Here is a 20919-nt window from a genome sequence, read left to right on the forward strand (position 1 = left end):
GCGCTTTTTTCAAAAACATAACTATTAGTTCAGCCCTACCTAATGACACTTTTCACGAATATTAAGCATTCTCATATTCATTTACATTTAAGAACCATTTTTATATGATCTTTCGCTACTAATTTACATAAAACCAGCGAACAAGCGCCGCCAAGGCGTGCCAGGGATCTTATGAAAACGTCACCACTTCATGTCTTGAACACGGCCCGACGGCCAGTGCAGCATGCCACGCTCACCGCATTTGTTTCCGCCTCTTTACTCGTCTCTAGTAGCGCCTGCGCGCAAAGCGCCGATAATCCTGAAGCTCTGGGTACCGTCACGGTGACTGGCACCAACCTGTATGAAAACATTGGCTATACACGGCGCACTACCAGTGCGGGTACCGGCTTAACGCTTAGTCAGAAAGAGTTGCCGCAAGCTATCAGCATCGTTACAGAGCAGCGTATTCGAGATCAGAATCTGGATTCCATCGAGTCAGTGCTGAGTAACACCACCGGCATTTCAACGCGCAATGTGGATAGTGAGCGCGTCAACTTTTCATCGCGTGGCTTTCGTATCAACAGCTTTCAGTACGACGGCATTCCCACGCTCAACCGTGATGGCCGTTGGTACTTCGGCGAAGGCAGACTTAACACCGCGATTTACGACCGCGTAGAAGTAATCCGTGGGGCTAACGGGCTGGTAAGCGGCTCTGGCAACCCGGGCGCGTCGGTCAACTTCGTGCGCAAACGTGCGGATAGTCGTGAACTCACCGGATCGGTTGCGGGCACCTTGGGCAGCTGGGATAAGCAAGGCGCCACGGTTGATGTCACCACACCGCTCACCGCTTCAGGTAACGTGCGGGCACGCTTTATCGGAGGTTATGAAGAGGGTGGCGCGCATCTTGATCGCCAGGACAAGCGCCGTCAGTTCGGCTACGGCGTGATCGATGCCGATGTCACCGACGCGACGACATTGTCGATAGGCTTTGACTACCAGGATAGCCACACGTCCTCCTCCACCTGGGGCGGCTTGCCGCTCTGGTACAGTGATGGCAGCGAAACCAGATATAGCCGCTCGTTCAGCGTTGCCCCCGACTGGTCCTACTCCGAATTCGAGTCTGAGAAAGTCTTCGCCGAGATCAGCCACCGCTTCGACAACGATTGGCAGCTGCGCGTCGTGGGTGCCCACGAAAAGACCGATATGGACAGCAAGCTGGCCTATCCCTACGTAGAAGCCACCCTGCCGGATCAAATGGGGGCTGGCGGCGTTACCTTCTTTACCGGGTGGAATCGTGGCCACCGTGAAGTCGACTCTGTAGACGTTCAGGCAAGCGGCCCATTTGCGCTTTTAGGCCGTGAGCATGAACTGGTCGTCGGCGGCAACTACAGCGACCAGACCAACAACTACGAGAATACCTTTATCGATGGTTTTACCGTCGATGATTTCAACAACTGGGATGGCTCGGCACCCAACGAAGGCTGGCCCGAGTTTACGCCCTCTGAAGCCTCCAGCACGCGTCAGAAAGCCGTTTATACCGCCTCGCGTTTCTCGCTTGCCGATCCGCTGACACTGATTATCGGCGCGCGCTACACCGAGTGGGACGGCATGACCCAGCTAAGCCGCCGCTCGGATAGCCAGAGTAAGTACGAAGTCACGCCTTACGGCGGCTTGGTATTTGATTTCAACGATACCTACTCGGCCTTTGCCAGCTACACCGAGATTTTCGAGCCGCAGGACTATCTCAATGTTGACGGCACGTATCTGGACCCGGTGGTGGGCAAGAACTACGAAACCGGCCTCAAGGCGGCTTGGCTTAACGGTCTAATTAACGGCTCCTTCTCCATCTTCCGTATTGAGCAGGACAACGTTGCCGCGGCCCTCCCGATGGCCCCAGGCCAGACCGAGACGTTTTATACCGCCGCTGAAGGTGTCGTGAGCGAAGGCTTTGAAGTAGAGCTGAGCGGCGCAGTATCTGATGATCTGGATATGACCGTCGGCTACTCTCACTTCACCGCGAAGACCGAAGATGACACGCTCAACATCAATCAGCCGCGCTCGCTGTTCAACCTGTTTGCAAGCTACAACGTGCCGCAAAAACCTGAGCTGACCGTGGGCGGCGGGGTGAATTGGCAAAGCAGTCTTTTCGCCGGCAACCTGACAACGCCCGCCGGTATTCCTGACGAATACGAGCAGGATAGCTACACCCTGGCTAACCTATTCGGCCGCTACCAGTTCACGCCGGAACTGTCGTTACAGGTTAACGTCAAGAATCTGTTCGACGAGAAGTACTACAGCAATGCGGGCGGCTACGGCGTTTATGGCGAGCCACGCAGCATCTCCTCGACGCTGCGCTACGCGTTCTAACACGCTGGCGCCGGTGATAGCACCATGCTGACAGACTGCCTCCATTCGGTATCCACCGGGTGGAGGCGCTCGCATAATTGAACCGGAGAACCTAATGACCTGGTTACGTAACCGCAAAACGCTCGGCTTGGCGGCACTTGCCACGCTGACACTTGCCTCAACGCTGGCAAGCGCACAGCAATACCCGCTGGAAATCGAACACGCCCTGGGCACGACGGTACTTGCCGAAAAACCCGAGCGGATCGCGACCGTGGCCTGGGCAAACCACGAGGTGCCGCTGGCGCTTGGCGTGGTACCGGTGGGCTTTGCTGCCGCCAACTTTGGCGCGCCCAACGGCGATGGACTGCTTCCCTGGGTGGACGCCAAACTTGAAGAACTCGAAGTATCGCCCCCGGCGCTGTTCGATGAAGGCGACGGCATTGATTTTGAAGCCGTGGCTGCCAGCCAGCCCGATGTCATCCTTGCCGCGTACTCAGGCCTTAGCCAGGCGGACTACACTACCCTGAGCCAGATTGCCCCAGTAGTCGCCTACTCCGAAGGGCCCTGGGCAACGGACTGGCGGGATATGATCCGCCTCAACAGCGCAGGCATGGGCATGGCAGATGAAGGCCAGGCGCTGATCGAGCGCCTTGATGCACAGATTGCCGATACCGCCGCGAACCACCCCGAACTTGCCGGTAAAACGGCCATGTTCGTTACCCACCTTGACCCCACCAACCTGGGGCGCATCTCGTTTTACACCGATAACGATGCGCGGGTGCGATTTTTCCACGATCTCGGGCTGACCTCGCCTGAGGTAGTTAAGCAGAACTCCACCCCCGGTAAATTCTCGGGCGAAATCAGCGCTGAGCTGATCGATGAGCTTAATGATGTGGATATTCTCGTGACCTATGGCGGGCAAGCGCTGATTGATCAGCTCGAAGCCCACCCGCTCACCTCCCGGCTTCCGGTGGTTGAGCGCGGCGCCATCGTGTTGCTCGACAATAGCCCGCTGGGTACCGCGGCCAACCCCACTCCGATGTCGATTTCATGGTTGCTAGACGATTATGCTGACCTGCTCTCAGAAGCCGCCCGCCACGCAGAGTAGCGGTGTTACAGCGCCTCAACTCAGGCCAGCCTCTAGCGCCAGCCAGCCGCGTAAAAAGCTGAGTACGCGCTTTGCGGGTGGCCTACTGCTGCTGGCCTTGCTTGCCCTTGCGTTAATGCTTTCCGTGGCGTTCGGTGCCCGAGAGGTTGGCTGGCCAGAGATCGTTGCCGCGCTAAGCGGGCAAGTTGACACCATTGGCGACGCCACCGTGGCCAGCCGTTTGCCGCGTACCCTGCTGGCAGTGCTTGCTGGTGCCGCGCTGGGCGTATCGGGTGGCGTTATGCAGGGCCTTACTCGCAACCCTCTCGCCGACCCCGGCCTTTTAGGCGTGAATGCCGGGGCGGCGTTGGCGATTGTGATAGGCATTGCCTGGTTTGGGATCGATAAAACCACCACCTATATCTGGACCGCCATTTTGGGCGCGGGGCTTGCCGCCGTGGCGGTTTACGCAATAGCCAGCCTCGCCCGAGGGGGTGCCACACCGCTCAGGCTGGCACTAGCCGGGGCCGCTACCACAGCGGCGTTAAGCTCGCTTGCCACCGCCGTTATATTGCCACGCGGCGATATCGGCGGGCTGGTGCAACCCTGGCTAGTAGGCGGTGTGGGCGGCGCTACTTATGAGCAAATCATGCCCGTGCTGCCCTTTTTGACTGCCGGTTTTCTGATCACCTTGTTGGCAGCACGTAAGCTCAATCTGCTGGCGATGGGCGACGATACCGCCGCAGGATTAGGCGAAAAAGTCGCCGTTGCCCGGGCCATGTCGGCGGTAGGCGCAGTACTGCTGTGTGGCCCTATCACCGCAGTATGCGGCCCGATTGGCTTTGTGGGTTTAGTCGTGCCGCATGCCTGCCGGCTGCTGGTCGGGGGCGATTACCGCTGGCTACTGCCCTTCTCGGCCTTGGCGGGCGCCGTTCTATTAACGTTTTCGGATGTATTTGGCCGCCTGGTGGCGCACCCTTCTGAACTTGATGTGGGTATCGTCACCGCCTTTATTGGCGCGCCCGTGTTTATCTGGATCGTACGCAACCGCAAAGTAGGCTCCCTATGAGCCACCTGACGCATCAACCGGCCGCCAGGTTCAGCCAAATGCGCCGGGCACAGGCCAGGCAGCGCTGGCGCATGCTGGCGATGTTAGGGGCTGTTCTGCTTGCAGGCGTTATGCTGACGCTAACGCTGGGGCAGTCATTTACGCCACTTACGACCGTGCTACGCATTCTGGGGGGTGCCGAAGTACCCGGCGCAGGTTTTACCGTGCGTGAATTACGCTTACCCCGCACGGTGATTTCAGTGCTTACCGGCGCCTGTTTCGGCCTGGGCGGTATCGCCTTTCAAACCATGCTGCGTAACCCGCTCGCCAGCCCCGATATTATCGGCATCAGCACCGGGGCGAGTACCGGCGCCGTGTTCGCCATTGTGGTGCTCTCCATGAGCGGCCCGGCCGTGTCTGTCGTGGCGATTGTCGCGGGGCTGGGCGTTGCTCTATTGATCTATGTGCTCTCCTGGCGGCAAGGCGTTACCGGCGGGCGGCTGATCTTGATCGGGATTGGGCTTGCCGCGATGCTACAAAGCGTTACCACTTATCTGCTAATGCGTGCCCCCAGCTGGACGCTACAGGAAGCGCTGCGCTGGATTACCGGCAGCGTGAACGGTGCCCAGCTTGATCAGGCGCTGCCGCTATTGATTGCCCTGCTGCTGTTCGGCGGGCTGCTGTTAAGCCGCAGCCGCGATCTTGAAACCCTGCGGCTAGGGGATGATATTGCGGCGGGGTTGGGCATTCGCTTAGCCACCACGCGTATCATTATTGTTACCTCCGCCGTGGCACTGGTCGCCTTTGCCACCGCCGTTTCAGGCCCGATCGCCTTTGTGGCGTTTCTGTCCGGCCCTATTGCGTCACGCCTAACGGGCCGTAACGGCTCGCTGTTGATACCTTCCGCACTGGTGGGAGCCCTGCTTGTTTTGCTGGGCGACTATGCGGGCCAGTTCCTGTTACCCGCCCGCTATCCGGTCGGCATTGTGACCGGCGTGCTAGGCGCCCCCTATCTGGTTTACCTGATTATTCGCGACAACAAAAGCAGAGGCACCTTATGAGCGCTTCGTCGCTACTCGCCCAAAGCCTGGTCGCAGGCTATGGCGAACGTACCATACTCAATGATGTCAGCCTGACGGTTCAAGCCGGGAAAACGACCGCTATTGTGGGCGCCAACGCCTGTGGAAAATCGACACTTCTGCGCGTGCTCTCGCGGCTGCTCACCCCTGAACAAGGCGAGGTATTACTCGATGGCAATGCTATTCACCGGCTACCCACCCGTCGTTTAGCGCAGCAGCTGGGCTTTCTCCCCCAATCCCCCATCGCGCCGGAAGGCATTAGCGTGCTTGAACTGGTGAGCCGCGGCCGCCACCCACACCAAGGGCTTTTCAAGCGCTGGAGCGCTGCCGACGAAGCCGCCGTAGCCGATGCCTTGAGCGCCACCCATATGACCGACCTGGCAGAATGCGCGGTAGATGAACTCTCCGGCGGGCAGCGCCAGAGAGTATGGATCGCCATGGCGCTTGCCCAGCAAACCGACGTACTGCTGCTGGATGAACCGACTACCTTTCTGGATATCAATCACCAGATCGAAGTACTCGACCTACTCACCGACTTAAACCAGACGCGCGGCACGACGATTGTGATGGTACTCCACGAACTCAACCTAGCCGCCCGCTACGCCGATAGACTGGTCGCCATGGCGGGCGGCAACGTCTATGCCGTTGGCGAACCGGAAGACGTGTTTACCGAACAGATGGTTCGCGATGTATTTGGCCTGGAAAGCCGGGTGATAGACGACCCGGTAACCGGCAAACCGATGATGATACCGCTGGGACGGCATGGCAGGGCTCATACCGCCGAGGGCATCTGATCACGCAACAAAAAAGCCCCATGCTTTGGATAGCATGGGGCTTTTGGCAAGGGAGTGCGGCTTAACTCAGTGAGCCTCGACCGCAGCGCGCCCTTTAATAATTGAGCGAACAAGCAGCAGATACGCCACCGAACCACAGGCGGCCATGGCCAGAACGACCGCTTCAAGCGTATGCGGCAGCACGGCGGATAGCGCGCTTAATATCCCGGCGATACCGAACTGGGCGGCCCCCAAAAGCGCTGCAGCCGTGCCACCGCTGGTAGGAAAGAACTCCAAAAAGCAGGCCTGAATATTGGGTGAGATTGCCCCTACCGTGCCGATGGTCAGCATCATGGCGGCCAGGAAGGCATACATTGACCAGTCCATAAAGGCAGCCATCACCAGCAATAATATGCCGACCGCCTGGCAGCCCGTTGCCAACTGAAGAATGCGAAACGACGGCAATCTGGAAAGCAGTATCCGATTAATAATATTGAAGATCAGCATGGCCACAATGTTAGCCGCAAACAGCATCGAAAAACTCGAAGGCGACTGCTCGAAGTGTCCCTGATAGATAAAGGAAGCGTAGGTGATGAACATCATCAGGGTAGAAAAAGACGCGGCCTGCCAGGCAATGAACGGCAGTGCTGGCTTGGTAGATAGCACAAGCTTGTAACGTGCCAGCAGGCTCATCTGGGGGCTTTTGGCGCGTGACACCTTACCCTTGCCGGAAAACAGTACTCGCACCAGCAACGGCACCAGCAGCACCGCGTATGCTGCCAAGGCGAAGAAGATATAGTGCCAGGAGCCTAGTGCTAGAATCGCGCTGCCCACACTCGGCGCAATTCCCGGCGCCAGCACCATGATAAAGCCCATCATCGAGAACAGTTTCGCGGCGTCGCGGCCCGCCACCCGGTCGCGCACCAGCGCCGGTACCGACACCAAGGTCAAACCAGCACCAATCGCCTGAATGGCCCGCCCGCCCAGCAAGGTGTTCAAGGAATCCGCCATGCCGATGGCAATGCTTGAGATCGCAAAAATCGCCAGCCCACTCATCAGCACCCGCTGGCGTCCGAAGCGGTCTGAAAGCGCACCGCCGATTAACTGACCCAACGCCATCGCGAACACGTATACCGATACGCTCAGCGATACCGCCTGCTGAGAAATCCCCAGCGATTCGCCGATGACCGGGAAAGCCGGTAGATACGTATCCATGGAAAACGGGCCCAGCATCATGGTCAATGCCAGGCTCAGCACCACAATGAAGGGCGTTTTAGATTGGGTCATGAGAGCTCGCGATAAATGGCGTAATGATGGTCAACATCATCAATATGATACCGTTTGACGCCATCATCAGCCAATGTTCGCCAATTTAGAGGCGCAGCTTACGTGTGCGTTACTCGCTCATTTTTAGCTCTTTGACCACGGCATCAAGATGACGAGAGTTGATTTCAGCAGGTGAGTTGGCGCCAATCAGCGTCATGGTGACGCGCATGTCAGCAGCGATCAGGTCGAGCAGATGAGAAACGCCCTGTTCACCTCTTGCCGCCAGTGCGTAAGCGTAAGCCCGCCCCAGCAGCACGCCTTTCGCGCCGAGCGCCAGCATTCTCACTACATCAAGCCCAGAGCGGATACCGGAGTCCGCCAGTACCGTCAGCTCATCGCCCACGGCTTCGGCAATATGCGGCAACGCCTGGGCGGTGGAAATGGCCCCATCCAGCTGGCGCCCGCCATGGTTGGAAACCACGATGCCATCAGCCCCCATGCGCACCGCGTCTCGCGCATCTTCTTTATCCAGCAGCCCTTTTATGATCAGCTTGCCCTTCCAGCTATCGCGAATCCACTCAAGCTCGCTCCAGCTAATCGAAGGGTCGAAGTTTTTGGCCAGAAACCCCATGTAGTCGTCCATGTTCATCTGGCGTCCGGTATACGCCTCGATATTACCGAACGACAGCGGCTTGCCCTTGAGTCCCACATCGAACGCCCACTGCGGGTGGGTGATTGCCTGAGCGTACTGGCGCAGCTTGGCATTGGGGCCCGACATACCCGAGCGACGGTCGCGATAACGCGAGCCCGGCAGCGGCATATCCACGGTAAACACCAGTGTTTTCATGCCCGCTTCCCAGGCACGGTCCAGGGCGTTTTTCATAAAGCCGCGATCTTTCAATACGTAAAGCTGCGACCAAAGCTCGCCGTGAGCATTTTTCGCCACTTCCTCAATCGAACACACCGACACCGTGGAAAGCGTGTAGGGAACCCCGGCTTTCTCTGCCGCACGCGCGGCCTGTACCTCACCACGCCGGGCGTACATTCCCGTTGCCCCGATAGGTGCCAACCCCAACGGCATTTTCCACCGGTTGCCAAACAGCTCGGTTTCAAGCGACGGCGTGCCACCACCCTGCAGTACGCGTTGACGCAGAGGAATCGCCTGTAGCGCCTCCACGTTATTGCGCAGCGTGCTTTCGGTCACCGAGCCACCATCAAGGTAATCGAACAGAAAACGAGGGATACGCTGCTTGGCAGCCTGCCGGTAATCAGAAGGGCTTGAAATGATCATGAATTCGCCTTAACTCGACACGGGAAACGGAGAAGTGACCGTACACTTGAAACCTTAATGCTAACCCCAGCTAGCGTACCAAGTAACGCCGCCTCTAGAGCGATTCGCGCCCCTGAACTTTAGTCTATGAGCGGTTTTGTTCATGCCCAGACTCGCGCTCAGCCATCAGTGCAACTACCCAATCAATGAACACACGCAGCTTGGCGCTTACATGACGATTGGGCGGAAACGCGATAAACATTGGCATGGGATTCAGGTGCCACTCCTCAAGCAAAGGCACCAGCTCACCCCGTGCGACGTGTTCCCTGGCCATGTAATCAGGTAGCAAAATCGCACCAAGCCCCGCCAAACCTGCCGCTAGCCCCGCATTGCCATCATCGACTGTAATCCTATGGCGTCCCTGGATGCTAACACTCTCTGCTTCGCGGCGAAGGGTATAGAGAGAAGCCAAACCGGCACGCCACTTGAAGCTAACGATGTAATGAGGCGGAGCGGATAACGCTCGCGGATGCGACGGTACCCCCGCCTTTTGTAAATAGCTGGGGGCGGCGTAAACCCCCATCCTCAGCTCCCCTACCCGGCGCGCCACCAAAGATAAATCGGTAAGTTCTCCGCCGCGCACCACGCAATCCACGCTTTCATCAATCAAATCCACCATACGATCGCTTACCCCCATATCGAGCTGAATATCGGGATACTGCGCGTAGAAAGCCGGTAGTGCCGGTATCAAAATCATTCGCGCAAACGGGCTGGGCACATCGACTCTAAGCCGTCCGCGAGGCGAAACCACCGCATTGGAGAGGCTGGTTTCAGCATCATCCATGTCGGCTAACAGTTTTATAACGCGCTCGTAGTAGGCCGCGCCATCTGCCGTCGCATTAACTTTGCGTGTGGTGCGGTTGAGAAGTTTTACCCGCAGCCGTGCCTCCAGCTGCTGCACCAACTGGGTCACGCTGGTTTTACTGATATGCAGCGTTTCAGCGGCCTTGGTAAAACTGCCCGTCTCGACGACCCGAGCAAATGCCTGCATTGCATTGAAACGGTCCATTAGAGCGATATCGCCTTGTGATTGTTTGGAAAGTGCGAACAGTGTTGATCAGGATTCTCCGTTTATCCAGCTTGAAGGCAGGCCTACAGTAGATTCACCCAACGGACAGACCTGCATTGAACGATTGATGGAGAAAAACATATGGCAAAGCGTGACGTAGTTTACCCCCAGGGCCGACAGGCTCTTTATGAAAAGAATGCCTATTCTGCGGCCGTCCGCTCGGGCGACTTGTTATTTGTATCGGGCCAGGTGGGTAGCCGTGAAGATGGTTCGCCTGAGCCTGACTTCGCCGCACAGGTTCAGCTTGCCTTCGACAACTTGCAGAGCGTGCTGGAAGCCGCGGGCGCAAGCTTTGACGATATCGTCGATGTCACAAGCTTCCATACAGATCCTGAAACTCAATTCGCTACCGTGCTGGAAGCCAAGACCCGCGCGTTCCCAGATAAACCCTACCCAAACTGGACGGCGGTCGGCGTAAACTGGCTGGCAGGCTTCGATTTTGAAATCAAAGTGATTGCGAGGCTACCCAAGTAACCCAGAAGGTTCGCTTGTTTTGCAACAGCAGTGGTGAAGCCCGACATTGCAGAAACCCGAAAAACGAACAATGCTTGAACAGTGTTTGTAGTAAAGGAGTTTTGCAATGGCGGACTTCAAGCAGCGCGAGTGGGTGAAATGGAAATGGGCAGACAACTGGGCCGAGGGCCAAGTGACCCGGAAATTTCAGGAAGAAGTAACCCGCAAGCTGCAGGGCAGCGAGGTAACTCGCAAAGGTAGCGAGAAGAACCCCGCGTACTTAATCAAGCAAGAGAACGGCAGCAGAGTCTTAAAACTTCATACTGAGCTTAAGAAGGCATAGGCAAGGAGGCCACAGTGCGCATCCCACAGCCCGAAATACTCCATTTTGACAGCGATGAAACGAGCGGTTACCCCAACTCCCCCCTGCCTGTACTGATTTACCGCGAGGTTCTTGACCTCAGCAGTGCAGATGAGCGGGCCGATGCTTTTGAAAGCATGTTCAAGCAGCACGGCTGGCCGCCAGCGTGGCGTTACTATCTATATGATTTTGACCACTTCCACTCCACCGCCCACGAGGCGCTAGGCATTTTTCAGGGCCAGGCAAGAGCTCGGCTTGGCGGTCCTAATGGCCGAGAAACAGTGCTTTATCCAGGCGATGTGCTAGTACTGCCCGCCGGGGTTGGGCATGCCTGCGTAGAGGCTGACGACGATTTCTGCATGGTCGGCGCCTACCCACCAGGACAAGACCCGGAGAACGAGCGCGGCGACCCGGCCGAGCTTGCAGCGGCACAAGCGCGAGTGGCTTCCGTCACCATTCCAGACACTGCTCCGGTGGGCGGCCCGCTCAAGCCAATGTGGGAACAGTAACCATAGACGCGGCCAATCAAGCCCGCTAGACGACTGGTCTAATTAGGCGTAAGCTAGCGGTATGAACATGACACAAGTCACCGGCGATGTCCGGCAGCACATTCTTAACACCGGCCAGGTCATCATCGGTGGCAAAGGGTTCTCAGCAGTGGGCCTTAACGAGATCCTCAAAGCCGCCGGGGTGCCCAAGGGCTCTTTTTATCACTACTTCAGCTCCAAAGAAGCGTTTGGCGAAGCGCTACTGCAAGGCTACTTCACTGAGTATCTCGCGCAGACGCAAAAACGCCTTACCCAGCCGGGCGCTTCCCATGCGGAGTGCCTGCTGAGCTATTGGGCACATTGGCGGGATACCCAACACCACTGCGACCCCAGCGGCAAATGCTTGGCGGTGAAGCTCGCTGCCGAAGTCAGTGATCTTTCAGAACGCATGCGCTGCGTGCTGCAACAGGGCACCGAGCGCATTATTGCCAGGTTAGCGCAGTCGATCGAAGCCGCGCTTGCTGATGGCTCGTTGCCTCAATCTGTCAGCGCTCAAGGCAGTGCCCTGGAACTAGCCACCACTCTCTACCAGCTATGGCTAGGCGCCAGCCTGCGCGCCAAGATTACCCGCGACCGGGTGCCGCTGGATGCCGCCTTCAAAGCCACCTACGCGCTGTTAAATCTCGACCCCAACCGCTCTCTCACCCAAGAAAGGACTCAATCATGAAAATTCTCGTTGTGGTTACCTCGCACGATAAACTTGGCGACACCGGCAACAAGACCGGCTTCTGGCTCGAAGAGCTAGCTGCGCCCTACTATACCTTCATTGACGCAGGCGCCGAGCTAACCCTGGCCTCCCCCGCCGGTGGCCAGCCGCCGCTCGACCCCAGCAGCAACGCGCCGGACGCCCAGACCGAGGCTACTAACCGATTCCAAGCGGACCTCGACGCCCAAGCAGCACTGGCCAACACTCATAAGCTTGCCGATATCGATATCGCCGAGTTCGACGCGGTGTTCTATCCCGGCGGCCACGGCCCGCTGTGGGACTTAGCCGAGAGCGCCACGTCCGTGCGCCTGATCGAAGACGCCATTGCCGCCAACAAGCCGGTCGCCACGGTATGCCACGCCCCCGGCGTGCTTCGCCATGTAAAAGGCAGCGACGGCAAACCGCTGGTTTCGGGCCGCAAAGTCACCGGCTTCAGCAACAGCGAAGAAGACGCCGTGGGTCTGACAAACGTGGTACCGTTTTTAGTCGAAGATATGCTCAAAGAGAGCGGCGGCGAATACAGTAAAGGCGATGACTGGAGTTCTTACGTACTCGTCGACGGCCTGCTGATTACCGGGCAAAACCCCGGCTCGTCTGAAGCCACCGCCCAAGCGCTGTTAAAGAAGCTTTCCTGATAATTAACCAAGGAGAATGGAATGCCGGCTTACGTTGTACTGACTCGTGAACGCACTCACGACGCCAAGGAAATGGAGCAATACGCCACCAAGGCCAAAGCCGCCCGCGAAGGCCACGACCCGAAGCCGCTCGCCTTCTACGGCGACTTCGAAGTAATGGAAGGCAGTGATATGGAAGGCGCGGTAATCCTGCGCTTCCCCGACATGGCCGCCGCCCGCGCCTGGTACCAAAGCGACGCCTACCAGGAAGCCCGCAAGCATCGTTTTCAAGGTGCTGACTATCGCGTGTTTATTGTGGATGGGGTTGAAGAGGCGTAAAGCCATTTTGCAGTAGTACTTGGAAACACAAAGGGCCGTTCGTTAAACCACGAATGGCCCTTTTATATATTCAAAGACCAACATATCTATGCCTAATGGCTGAATAGCAATATAACTCTTGGCTTATTCACCAATGAGCTGTTCTAGCTGCCAATAGCGGAGTTGTTCTTTTTAGGTGGAACGGTTAATCAGCTTTGTAAGCTTACCGCCTGCTCTAACTCTATTCCTCGTTCGGTTAAGCGTTGCTGAGCGTTACCTCAAGATGCGTCTGCCCATCTTCGCTGATAAAAATCTGGATTGATTCACTTGAGCTAAAAGGAAGAGAGTCAGGTACGCTGATCCAAGTTCGCAAGTACACGTACCACTGAAGAACACAATTATTACGGATAGGGTATTAGAAAGCAGAAGGCTCGGAGAAGCGCAACCGATTTAAAGCATTGCGCTTCGCCGAGCGTTAATACCCGTTAGGGTTACTCCGCTTCAGGCGGCACCAACTCATCAGGTACTTCGATACCGATCTCGCGGTAGTAACGAAGCGCGCCCGCGTGTAATGGCGTGGCGGTGTTCTCGACCGATACTTCAGCGGTCATACCTTCAGCAGGGGCGAACGTGCGGCCTAAATTCTCGACATTTTCCCAGTAAGCGCGAGTGATTTCATAGGCGGCTTCTTCTGACAGCTCATCCGTTGCAGCAATACCAATGTAGGAGCCTAAAGTGGTGGCTTCTTCCACGTCACGGTAAGTACCGGCGGGGATCACAGCTCGGGACAAGAAAGGCACCGCTTCGGTAGCCTTCTCTATCTGCTCATCGTCGAACGAGAGGATGTGCAGCGGCCGAGAAGAGTGAACTTCAGTGAAAGCAGGAATTGGTGGAATACCGTTATAGCTGAAACCGATAATGCGGCCATCTACCACTGCATCGGCAGCGTCACCCATGCTCATACGTTGATAGTCCGGGGTGATATCCAGCGCATCAAACACCAGCTCGGTGATGTATTCGCCACCACCGCCGATACTGCTGGGATTAAAGCGTTCGCCATTGAGTTCCTCAAAGGTTTCAATGCCGCTATCTTGGCGTACTGCCCAGTGCATCGTCGACGGCGCCACCCATAGCATCATGCGCATCTGATCAATGGCGTTGTTCTCGTAGCGGCCTTCTCCGTTGTACGCTTCATAGGCACCGGAAGCATCCACCAAGGCTAAATCGATCTCACCACGGCCCAAGCGGATAGTATTTTCACGAGAACCACCCGTCTCTCGAACAGAGATTTCTACCGGGGAGTCGGCGCTAATCAAACGTGACAATTCCGAGTATCCGAAGTACCAGCCGGAAGCAGCCGGCGCTACGCCAATGCTGATCGCTTCGTTAGCCATCGCAGGCGCCGCAAGTGAAGCAACCAGTAGCGTTGATGCCAGCGACGAAGCGTATCGAGTAAGGGGTAAGCGGCGTGTCATATGTTTTCTCCTTATTTTACTTTCATATACAGCTTGCGATGCTGTTATTGGCGTAATGGGACAAAGCTCAGTTTCTTTCTTTAAACGGGCGGTGAGCCATACCAGGGCCGCACCGCTCCACTCTCAGATTTATTGACGATGCTCTCCGTCACTTGCCGGATGAATAGAGCCATGAGTCTTTTGCTGAAAAAACTGCCAAGCAAAGAGTATGACAATTAGTACAACCCCAACAACATCGGTAATAGCCTGACCACTGATCAGCATTAATGCGGCACCTAGCAATAAACCACGCTCCAGCCAGGAACAGGGCCGCAGGAAATAGCCGATAGTCGAAGCGGCAAGCGCAATAATCCCTAGTACACCCGACCCTACCGCCATGGCAATCTCTAAAGGCGTACCATTACCCAACAACGGTGGGTGATAAATAAACATGAAGGGAATTAAAAAACCGCCCAAGGATATTTTGGTAGCCGTAAGCGCCGTGCGAAACCAGTGGGCACCCGCAATGGCGCTGCCGATATAGGCAGCCAACGCCACCGGCGGCGTCACGCCCGAAAGAATGGCGAAGTAGAGTATAAACAGGTGCGATGAAAGGCTTGGCAGGCCAGCCTCAACGAAGGCGGCAGCCACAACCGATGCAGCCAACATATAGGCTGCAACGGTAGGCAGTCCCATTCCAAGAATGATGGCCACCACCATGGCGAGTAGCAACGTAATCAGCACATCACCACCGCCTACCAGCAAGATCACCGAGGACACTTTCAGGCCCAGGCCGGTCAAGCTAATAACGGAAGCAATGATCGCCACGCTGCCGACGATGACCGCAATCATGGCAGCGGTCATCGCGCCTGCTTCCAGCGCCGCCGGAAGCGACTTCAAACGCTCAACGAATGAACCGGGGCTACGTGGTGATACTAGATAAAGTGCCAAGGCAGTAAAGTAAGCAGAAACCGCCGCCGTGGTTGGCGTGTAGCGCATCATCAGCATACTGATTAACACCACCAGCGGCAGCACGAGCGTCTCGATATTGAATAGCCCTTCACGCAACGTTGGACGTTCTGATTTAGGTATCGGGTTCAGCCCCAAGCGCTTGGCCTCGAAGTGCACGCTCATCCAAATGGCAAGGTAGAACAACAACGCCGGGATCAGTGCTGCACCGATGATTTCCAGATAACTCGTCGAAATTACATCAGCCATCACAAAAGCCGCCGCTCCCATGATTGGCGGTAAAATCTGACCGCCGGTCGACGCGGAAGCCTCAGTGGCCGCAGCGAACCTGGGGCTGTAGCCATTTTTCTTCATCAAGGGAATAGTAAAGATACCGGTAGTAGCCACATTGGCGGCGGTGCTGCCACTGATACTACCGAACATGGCGCTGCATAAAGTAGCGGCCTTAGCTGGCCCGCCCGCCATACGTCCGGTCGCGGCATTAGAAAGCCGCATGAAAGTGTCGCCGCCACCGGTGGTGACCAGCAACGCACCAAACATGATGAAAATGACGATGACCGTCGAAGAGGTACGCATCAGGCTACCGTAGACACCAGTAGGCCCCATATAAAACGTCGCGACCAGGTCATCCCAACGAAAACCGCCGTGGCCCCATACACCCGGTAGATATTGGCCGAAAGCGGCGTAGGCCAGCGCGACCAGCACCAGCAATGGAAAAGCCAAGCCAATAGCCCGGCGGCACGCTTCAAGCAGCAGCAAAATAGCCGAAATGCCAAAGATGATATCGAGAGTGGTGGGCATCAGATAGCCCATCTGGTAGATAATTCGGTCAAAGTTCATAACATAATGAGCGCTGACCAAGGCGCTCAATATGATAGGTACAACGTCGTACCACGGAATGCGATGCGTATCGCGCATCCGGCAGCTGTAGGCTAAAAATATCAGCGGTAGCGCAAACAAAAGGTGCACAGCGTTCTGCGTATTTACAGGTCCGGTAACCGCTGTGTAAAGATGAAATATCGCCATGGATAAGGCCGTTAAGCGCATCACCATCAGAGTAAAACCCGCAAGCTGACGTTTGCCGGAATCTTCAGCATATTTCTCTACGACTTTGTTTCCCGTGCCCGAAGGCGTTGTACCTGGAATACCCTCGTTTTTGTCGACTCCTTCACTAGGGGAAAGATCAGCGCTTTCATGTGCATCATTGCTTTGGTTTTGATGGCGTGTCATAAATTCATTAGCCCAGCTTACGCTTATTATACTGTTAACATCAGGATGGTTTCAGGGGAGCTTGCAGGAACCCATAGCATGAGAATAAGTGCCTTTTTTCAGAATGATTTTACACGTTTTTTGCTTATCGCGTTGGCGCTTAAACTAACTCTACGGGCGTGGACGAGTATTTCTCAACGCACTGGAAGGTTTACATAACCAGTACTTTTATTTTTCAGCAGAACTCCTTACCAAATATCTGTAGAAGTGGACAGCCTACTGATTGCCGGCCAAAACCCCGGCTCGTCTGAAGCCACCGCCCAAGCGCTGTTAAAGAAGCTTTCCTGATAATTAACCAAGGAGAATGGAATGCCGGCTTAAGTTGTACTGACTCGTGAACGCACCCACGACGCCAAGGAAATGGAGCAATACGCCACCAAGGCCAAAGCCGCCCGCGAAGGCCACGACCCTAAGCCGCTCGCCTTCTACGGTGACTTTGAAGTAATGGAAGGCAGCGACATGAAGGCGCGGTAATCCTTCGCTTCCCCGACATGGCCACCGCCCGCGCCTGGTACCAAAGCGACGCCTACCAAGAAGCCCGCAAGCACCGTTTTCAGGGTGCTGACTACCGCGTGTTTATTGTTGATGGGGTTGAAGAGGCTTAAGTCTTTTTACAATTACGTATAGACGCACAAAGGGCCGTTCGTTAAACCACGAACGGCCCTTTTATACTTTCAAAGACCAACATGTCTATGCCTCATGGCTGAATAGCAATATAACTCTTGGCTTATTCACCAATGAGCTGTTCTAACTGCCAATAGCGGAGTTGTTCTTTCTGGGTGGAACGATTAATCAGCTTTCTTTCAGCAGTATAAAATGCTCAATCAGTCGAATCATCAGCGTTTTTTGGTCGGGTAGACTCTCTGCGACCAATAGCGCCAGCGCCACTAAGGTGTTGTCGTTGATCAACTGCTCAACAGGCCGGGCCAGTAAGGCTGCGTTGCGGCGCAGGTACCATAGGAACAGAAACGAGCCACAGCGCTTGTTGCCATCGGCCAATGGATGGTTTTTAATCACGAAGTAAAGCAAATGTGCTGCCCGAGTCGCCACATTGGGATAAAACAGTTCATCGCCAAACCCTTGCTCGATAGTAGCCAAGGCCGACGTCAAACCATCGCCTCGTACCTGCCCAAACAGCTCAGTTGCCTCACCTTTGGCGATTAAGGTGTGCTTCAACTCGCTAATCGCTTTCAAAGCCTCTTTCAATCCTAGCGACTTCATACCAGGTTGCTTGATGTTTAGCTCGGCCAATTGCTGCTCATCGTAGCCTTGCAGCAAGCTCCAGGAACGGGCGTAATCGCTGATCACGCGGGCCACGGCCTCACCTTCTGTTGAAACCAAGCCTTGGTTAGTCAAGGTGCGGCTGAGCAAACTTACCGCCTGCTCGAACTCTATTCCTCGCTCGGTTAAGCGTTGCTGGTTCAGTGTATAGCCTTGTACCAAATGGTCTTTCAGTACTTGGGTGGCCCATTTGCGAAACTGAGTCGCTCGCTTTGTGCTAACCCGGTAACCAACTGAAATAATCGCGTCTAAATTATAGTGCTTGATCCGGCGTCGAACTTGGCGCTTTCCCTCTTGGCGAACTACTAAGAAATCCTTAGCAGTTGTCTGCTCGCCTAATTCTCCATCCTTAAAAATATTTTGTAAGTGCATCAGAACATTTTCAGGCGTAGTAGCGAATAGGTGGCCCATCTGTGCCTGGCTTAACCAAACGGTTTCCTGTTCAAGCGTTACCTCAAGATGCGCCTGCCCATCTTCGCTGGTGAATATCTGGATTTGTTGGTCATTCATGATCGCTTCCTTTAGGTTTACAAGCTCAATGCATTTCCAAAGCAAGCTCTCTTCAATGCAGCATGTACTTTTTGCTGCAGCAAACAGTCAAGCCAGCCTGCCTTTAAGCTAAGTAAAACTTACCATAAAGCTGTTTATTTATACAGATACGGTAAACCCCTAATATCGACCACGACAATCACGCCTATTCGAAATGGCTGTTATGATGGCACCTATCGATCAGCTCTTGGAGCGTTGAGGTGATTCGTAAAACCCAATTAATAAAATCACGGTTTCCCGCGAACATATTGTGCGTGCAGTGGCCTGCTCAAGCGCGATTGAAACAGGGGGCGCACGGTAGTGATTGAGCTCCCGCATTAACGGTCATTACGTCCAGCAGCAAGCGAGGTATTCGTCCGTTGTCTTCTAGGAGTGAGCGGATCAATATAAACTCGACATGCATCTTGGCAAGAAAGGCGACCAGCGCTTTTAAAAACATCCTGCAATCCCATCAGGCGTTTCAGGCTTTGTAGCAAACAAATACCTCACCTGCGCTTGTTTCAGCCAAACAGTCTCTTGCTAAAGCCTGGGTCGATTCAATGTATGAAAACCATCACCACAAGCACCATTGTCAGCAATAGCAGGTACACCTTGGCATGAATACGGTCAGGGATGCGCCCGATCCAGATCGACGCCAGGTGGATACCGAGCCATGAGCCCACCGCAAGTACCAGCAAGGCGCGCAGATCCACGTAGCCTGCATACCCGTTTCCTAACGCTGTGTGATTTGCCGACAGCAACACATATGTCGCGGTGCCACTCACCGCCATGGGCAACGACAACGGATTGGCCATGGCCGTGGCCGCCGTCATACTGGCCCCTCTGCGTCGCATGAGCGGCACGGTCATCACGCTACCACCAACGCCCAGCAAGGCGGCCACTGTACCAATGCATGTACCCGTCATTGCTGTTACCGCACGTCCCATAGGACGCACATCACTCCCCGTCTGATGCAGAAAACCAGGCCGCAGAACGGCGTCCGCAATAGTGATGCAAAGATAGCCGATGAAAACCCAGCGGACCCAGTTCCCACTTAACGATACTGCCACTGCCGCGCCGAGCACCGCCCCCATGGCGATATAGCCGACTAACGGACGTACCAGATGCCACTGCACGGTCTGTCGCCGATGATGACGCCATGTTGCCATTGAAGCCGCGAAGATCATCAGTGCAGTCGAGGTGGCCACCGCAATATGCATGGCCGCCAGACCTGCCGCGCTATCCGACCCATGGACGGCAATCAGTAAGGTATACAGCAAGGGAACTACCACAAACCCACCACCGAAACCGAACAGCACGGTGGTGACGCCCGCCAACCCGCCACAAAGAAGTAATACGCTATACACCGCCACTCTCCTAATAAGACTCAATAGCAGAGAGAATATTCCGGCTAGAACTGGCCAACATTCGCCTTTTGGACAATAATCATCGCGCTTCGGCCAGAATGACGACTATGCTCAATACTCCTCTAACAGACGTGGATCATGTGGCACGGCCCATGGTGGCCATCGGCACTGACTACAGCCCTGGCACACTCCTTGACTTTCATACCCATCGCCGCGCCCAGTTTCTCTATGGCATGACAGGCGTGATGGAAGTCAATACGGATGACGGCACCTGGATGGTGCCGCCCTATAGCGGTGTCTGGCTGCCTGCGGGCAAGCGCCATCAAGTGCGTATGAATGGGGTGAGCACCCGAAGCCTGTATATCGAGCCCCATGTCGCGCCACGCGCTTCATGCAGCTGTGAGGTACTGGTCGTGACGCCTCTGTTGCATCACCTGCTGCTGGCTTCCGCCCATATACCCGCACTCTATGATGAAAGCGGCCGCGACGGCGCCCTGGCACAATTACTCATATACGAACTGCAACAGGCTCAGGCCCTGCCGCTGTTTGCCCCCCTGCCCCATGACCCTCCGTTAGCCAGTCTGTGCCGAGATTTTCTCGGCCAGCCACATATTCACAGCCTTCCCGAGGACTGGGCCCGGCAGTTGCACCGCAGCCAGCGCACCTTCAATCGCCTATTCCGTCAGCAGACCGGCATGTCCTTTGCCGTATGGCGTCAACAGGCCTGCCTGATGGCTGCTATTCCCAAACTGCTATCCGGCAGTTCCGTTACTCGCACCGCGCTGGAACTCGGCTACGACAGCCCAGCCGCTTTCTCCAGCATGTTTCGTAAGGTGCTTGGCCAATCGCCAACCGCTTTCGTCCAGGCGGCAAATCGCCAGGAGGAAGAGTAATAAGCACGCCTATTGATCAATTCTCGACAACTTGATGGTCGCCACGGTATGCCACGCCCCCGGCGTGCTGCACCATCTAGAAGTTAACCCAACGGCACAGAATTGCGCGTGCTGCTGCCAAATATACATGAGCCGATTACCGAACCTATTCGAATCAATTTATGAGCCGATTACGGGTTAT

At 55.7% G+C, this 20919-nt stretch carries 20 protein-coding genes; 13 read left to right on the forward strand and 7 right to left on the reverse strand.

Annotation, left to right across the window (positions count from 1 at the left end):
• Window positions 1-171 precede the first annotated feature (171 nt).
• From fhuE to D467_RS0113035, 5 genes are all read left to right on the forward strand, one after another.
• Window positions 172-2346 (forward strand): ferric-rhodotorulic acid/ferric-coprogen receptor FhuE, encoded by a 2175-nt coding sequence (gene fhuE, locus D467_RS0113015; RefSeq protein WP_018917962.1) that lies wholly within the window; start codon window positions 172-174, stop codon window positions 2344-2346.
• A 94-nt stretch (window positions 2347-2440) separates the two neighbouring features.
• Window positions 2441-3433: an iron-siderophore ABC transporter substrate-binding protein gene (locus D467_RS0113020; RefSeq protein WP_018917963.1), complete on the forward strand. Its 993-nt coding sequence runs from the start codon at window positions 2441-2443 to the stop codon at window positions 3431-3433.
• Entirely contained in the window at window positions 3393-4481 is a 1089-nt protein-coding gene (locus D467_RS0113025) for a FecCD family ABC transporter permease (RefSeq protein ID WP_018917964.1), read from the forward strand. Before D467_RS0113020 ends, D467_RS0113025 begins: the two co-directional genes overlap by 41 nt.
• The gene (locus D467_RS0113030; RefSeq protein WP_018917965.1) at window positions 4478-5521 is read left to right on the forward strand and encodes a FecCD family ABC transporter permease; all 1044 of its coding nucleotides are present in this window, start codon (window positions 4478-4480) and stop codon (window positions 5519-5521) included. The genes D467_RS0113025 and D467_RS0113030 overlap by 4 nt, the downstream gene beginning before the upstream one ends.
• Window positions 5518-6333 (forward strand): ABC transporter ATP-binding protein, encoded by an 816-nt coding sequence (locus D467_RS0113035; RefSeq protein WP_018917966.1) that lies wholly within the window; start codon window positions 5518-5520, stop codon window positions 6331-6333. The genes D467_RS0113030 and D467_RS0113035 overlap by 4 nt, the downstream gene beginning before the upstream one ends.
• A gap of 66 nt (window positions 6334-6399) precedes the next feature.
• Here D467_RS0113035 and D467_RS0113040 read toward each other — a convergent pair whose 3' ends face one another.
• The 3 genes from D467_RS0113040 to D467_RS0113050 all read right to left on the reverse strand — a co-directional run bounded on the left by D467_RS0113040 (window position 6400) and on the right by D467_RS0113050 (window position 9917).
• Window positions 6400-7599, reverse strand: coding sequence for a Bcr/CflA family efflux MFS transporter (locus D467_RS0113040; protein WP_018917967.1), 1200 nt, complete (start codon window positions 7597-7599; stop codon window positions 6400-6402).
• Window positions 7600-7708: 109 nt separating this feature from the next.
• Window positions 7709-8869 (reverse strand): FMN-dependent L-lactate dehydrogenase LldD, encoded by a 1161-nt coding sequence (lldD, locus tag D467_RS0113045; protein ID WP_018917968.1) that lies wholly within the window; start codon window positions 8867-8869, stop codon window positions 7709-7711.
• A 124-nt stretch (window positions 8870-8993) separates the two neighbouring features.
• Window positions 8994-9917 (reverse strand): LysR family transcriptional regulator, encoded by a 924-nt coding sequence (locus D467_RS0113050; RefSeq protein WP_018917969.1) that lies wholly within the window; start codon window positions 9915-9917, stop codon window positions 8994-8996.
• A 141-nt stretch (window positions 9918-10058) separates the two neighbouring features.
• Between D467_RS0113050 and D467_RS0113055 the strand changes: the two genes are divergently transcribed.
• The 6 genes from D467_RS0113055 to D467_RS0113080 all read left to right on the forward strand — a co-directional run bounded on the left by D467_RS0113055 (window position 10059) and on the right by D467_RS0113080 (window position 12998).
• Entirely contained in the window at window positions 10059-10451 is a 393-nt protein-coding gene (locus D467_RS0113055) for a RidA family protein (protein ID WP_018917970.1), read from the forward strand.
• Between the two features lie 106 nt (window positions 10452-10557).
• Entirely contained in the window at window positions 10558-10773 is a 216-nt protein-coding gene (locus tag D467_RS0113060; protein ID WP_018917971.1) for a hypervirulence associated TUDOR domain-containing protein, read from the forward strand.
• Between the two features lie 14 nt (window positions 10774-10787).
• Window positions 10788-11300 (forward strand): cupin domain-containing protein, encoded by a 513-nt coding sequence (locus D467_RS0113065; protein ID WP_018917972.1) that lies wholly within the window; start codon window positions 10788-10790, stop codon window positions 11298-11300.
• A gap of 61 nt (window positions 11301-11361) precedes the next feature.
• Entirely contained in the window at window positions 11362-12006 is a 645-nt protein-coding gene (locus tag D467_RS19220; protein WP_018917973.1) for a TetR/AcrR family transcriptional regulator, read from the forward strand.
• Window positions 12003-12680, forward strand: coding sequence for a type 1 glutamine amidotransferase domain-containing protein (locus D467_RS0113075; protein WP_018917974.1), 678 nt, complete (start codon window positions 12003-12005; stop codon window positions 12678-12680). The genes D467_RS19220 and D467_RS0113075 overlap by 4 nt, the downstream gene beginning before the upstream one ends.
• A gap of 21 nt (window positions 12681-12701) precedes the next feature.
• The gene (locus tag D467_RS0113080; RefSeq protein ID WP_018917975.1) at window positions 12702-12998 is read left to right on the forward strand and encodes a DUF1330 domain-containing protein; all 297 of its coding nucleotides are present in this window, start codon (window positions 12702-12704) and stop codon (window positions 12996-12998) included.
• A 470-nt stretch (window positions 12999-13468) separates the two neighbouring features.
• On the opposite strand, the gene D467_RS0113085 is transcribed toward D467_RS0113080, so the two are convergent.
• Window positions 13469-14452, reverse strand: a complete 984-nt coding sequence (locus D467_RS0113085; protein ID WP_018917976.1) for a TAXI family TRAP transporter solute-binding subunit — start codon at window positions 14450-14452, stop codon at window positions 13469-13471.
• A gap of 129 nt (window positions 14453-14581) precedes the next feature.
• Complete coding sequence (locus tag D467_RS0113090) at window positions 14582-16630, reverse strand: TRAP transporter permease (protein WP_018917977.1); 2049 nt, start codon at window positions 16628-16630, stop codon at window positions 14582-14584.
• A gap of 530 nt (window positions 16631-17160) precedes the next feature.
• Between D467_RS0113090 and D467_RS20220 the strand changes: the two genes are divergently transcribed.
• A complete protein-coding gene (locus tag D467_RS20220; protein ID WP_444972175.1) occupies window positions 17161-17274 on the forward strand; it encodes a DUF1330 domain-containing protein in 114 nt (37 codons plus the stop codon).
• A 187-nt stretch (window positions 17275-17461) separates the two neighbouring features.
• On the opposite strand, the gene D467_RS0113100 is transcribed toward D467_RS20220, so the two are convergent.
• Window positions 17462-18460, reverse strand: coding sequence for a virulence RhuM family protein/type II toxin-antitoxin system death-on-curing family toxin (locus D467_RS0113100; protein WP_018917978.1), 999 nt, complete (start codon window positions 18458-18460; stop codon window positions 17462-17464).
• A gap of 575 nt (window positions 18461-19035) precedes the next feature.
• A complete protein-coding gene (locus D467_RS0113105; protein WP_018917979.1) occupies window positions 19036-19845 on the reverse strand; it encodes a sulfite exporter TauE/SafE family protein in 810 nt (269 codons plus the stop codon).
• Between the two features lie 107 nt (window positions 19846-19952).
• On the opposite strand from D467_RS0113105, the gene D467_RS0113110 reads away from it, so the two are divergent.
• Window positions 19953-20738, forward strand: a complete 786-nt coding sequence (locus D467_RS0113110) for an AraC family transcriptional regulator (RefSeq protein WP_026285764.1) — start codon at window positions 19953-19955, stop codon at window positions 20736-20738.
• Window positions 20739-20919: the final 181 nt, after the last annotated feature.

The sequence above is a fragment of the Vreelandella zhanjiangensis DSM 21076 genome (assembly GCF_000377665.1).
Classification (GTDB): Bacteria; Pseudomonadota; Gammaproteobacteria; order Pseudomonadales; family Halomonadaceae; genus Vreelandella; species Vreelandella zhanjiangensis.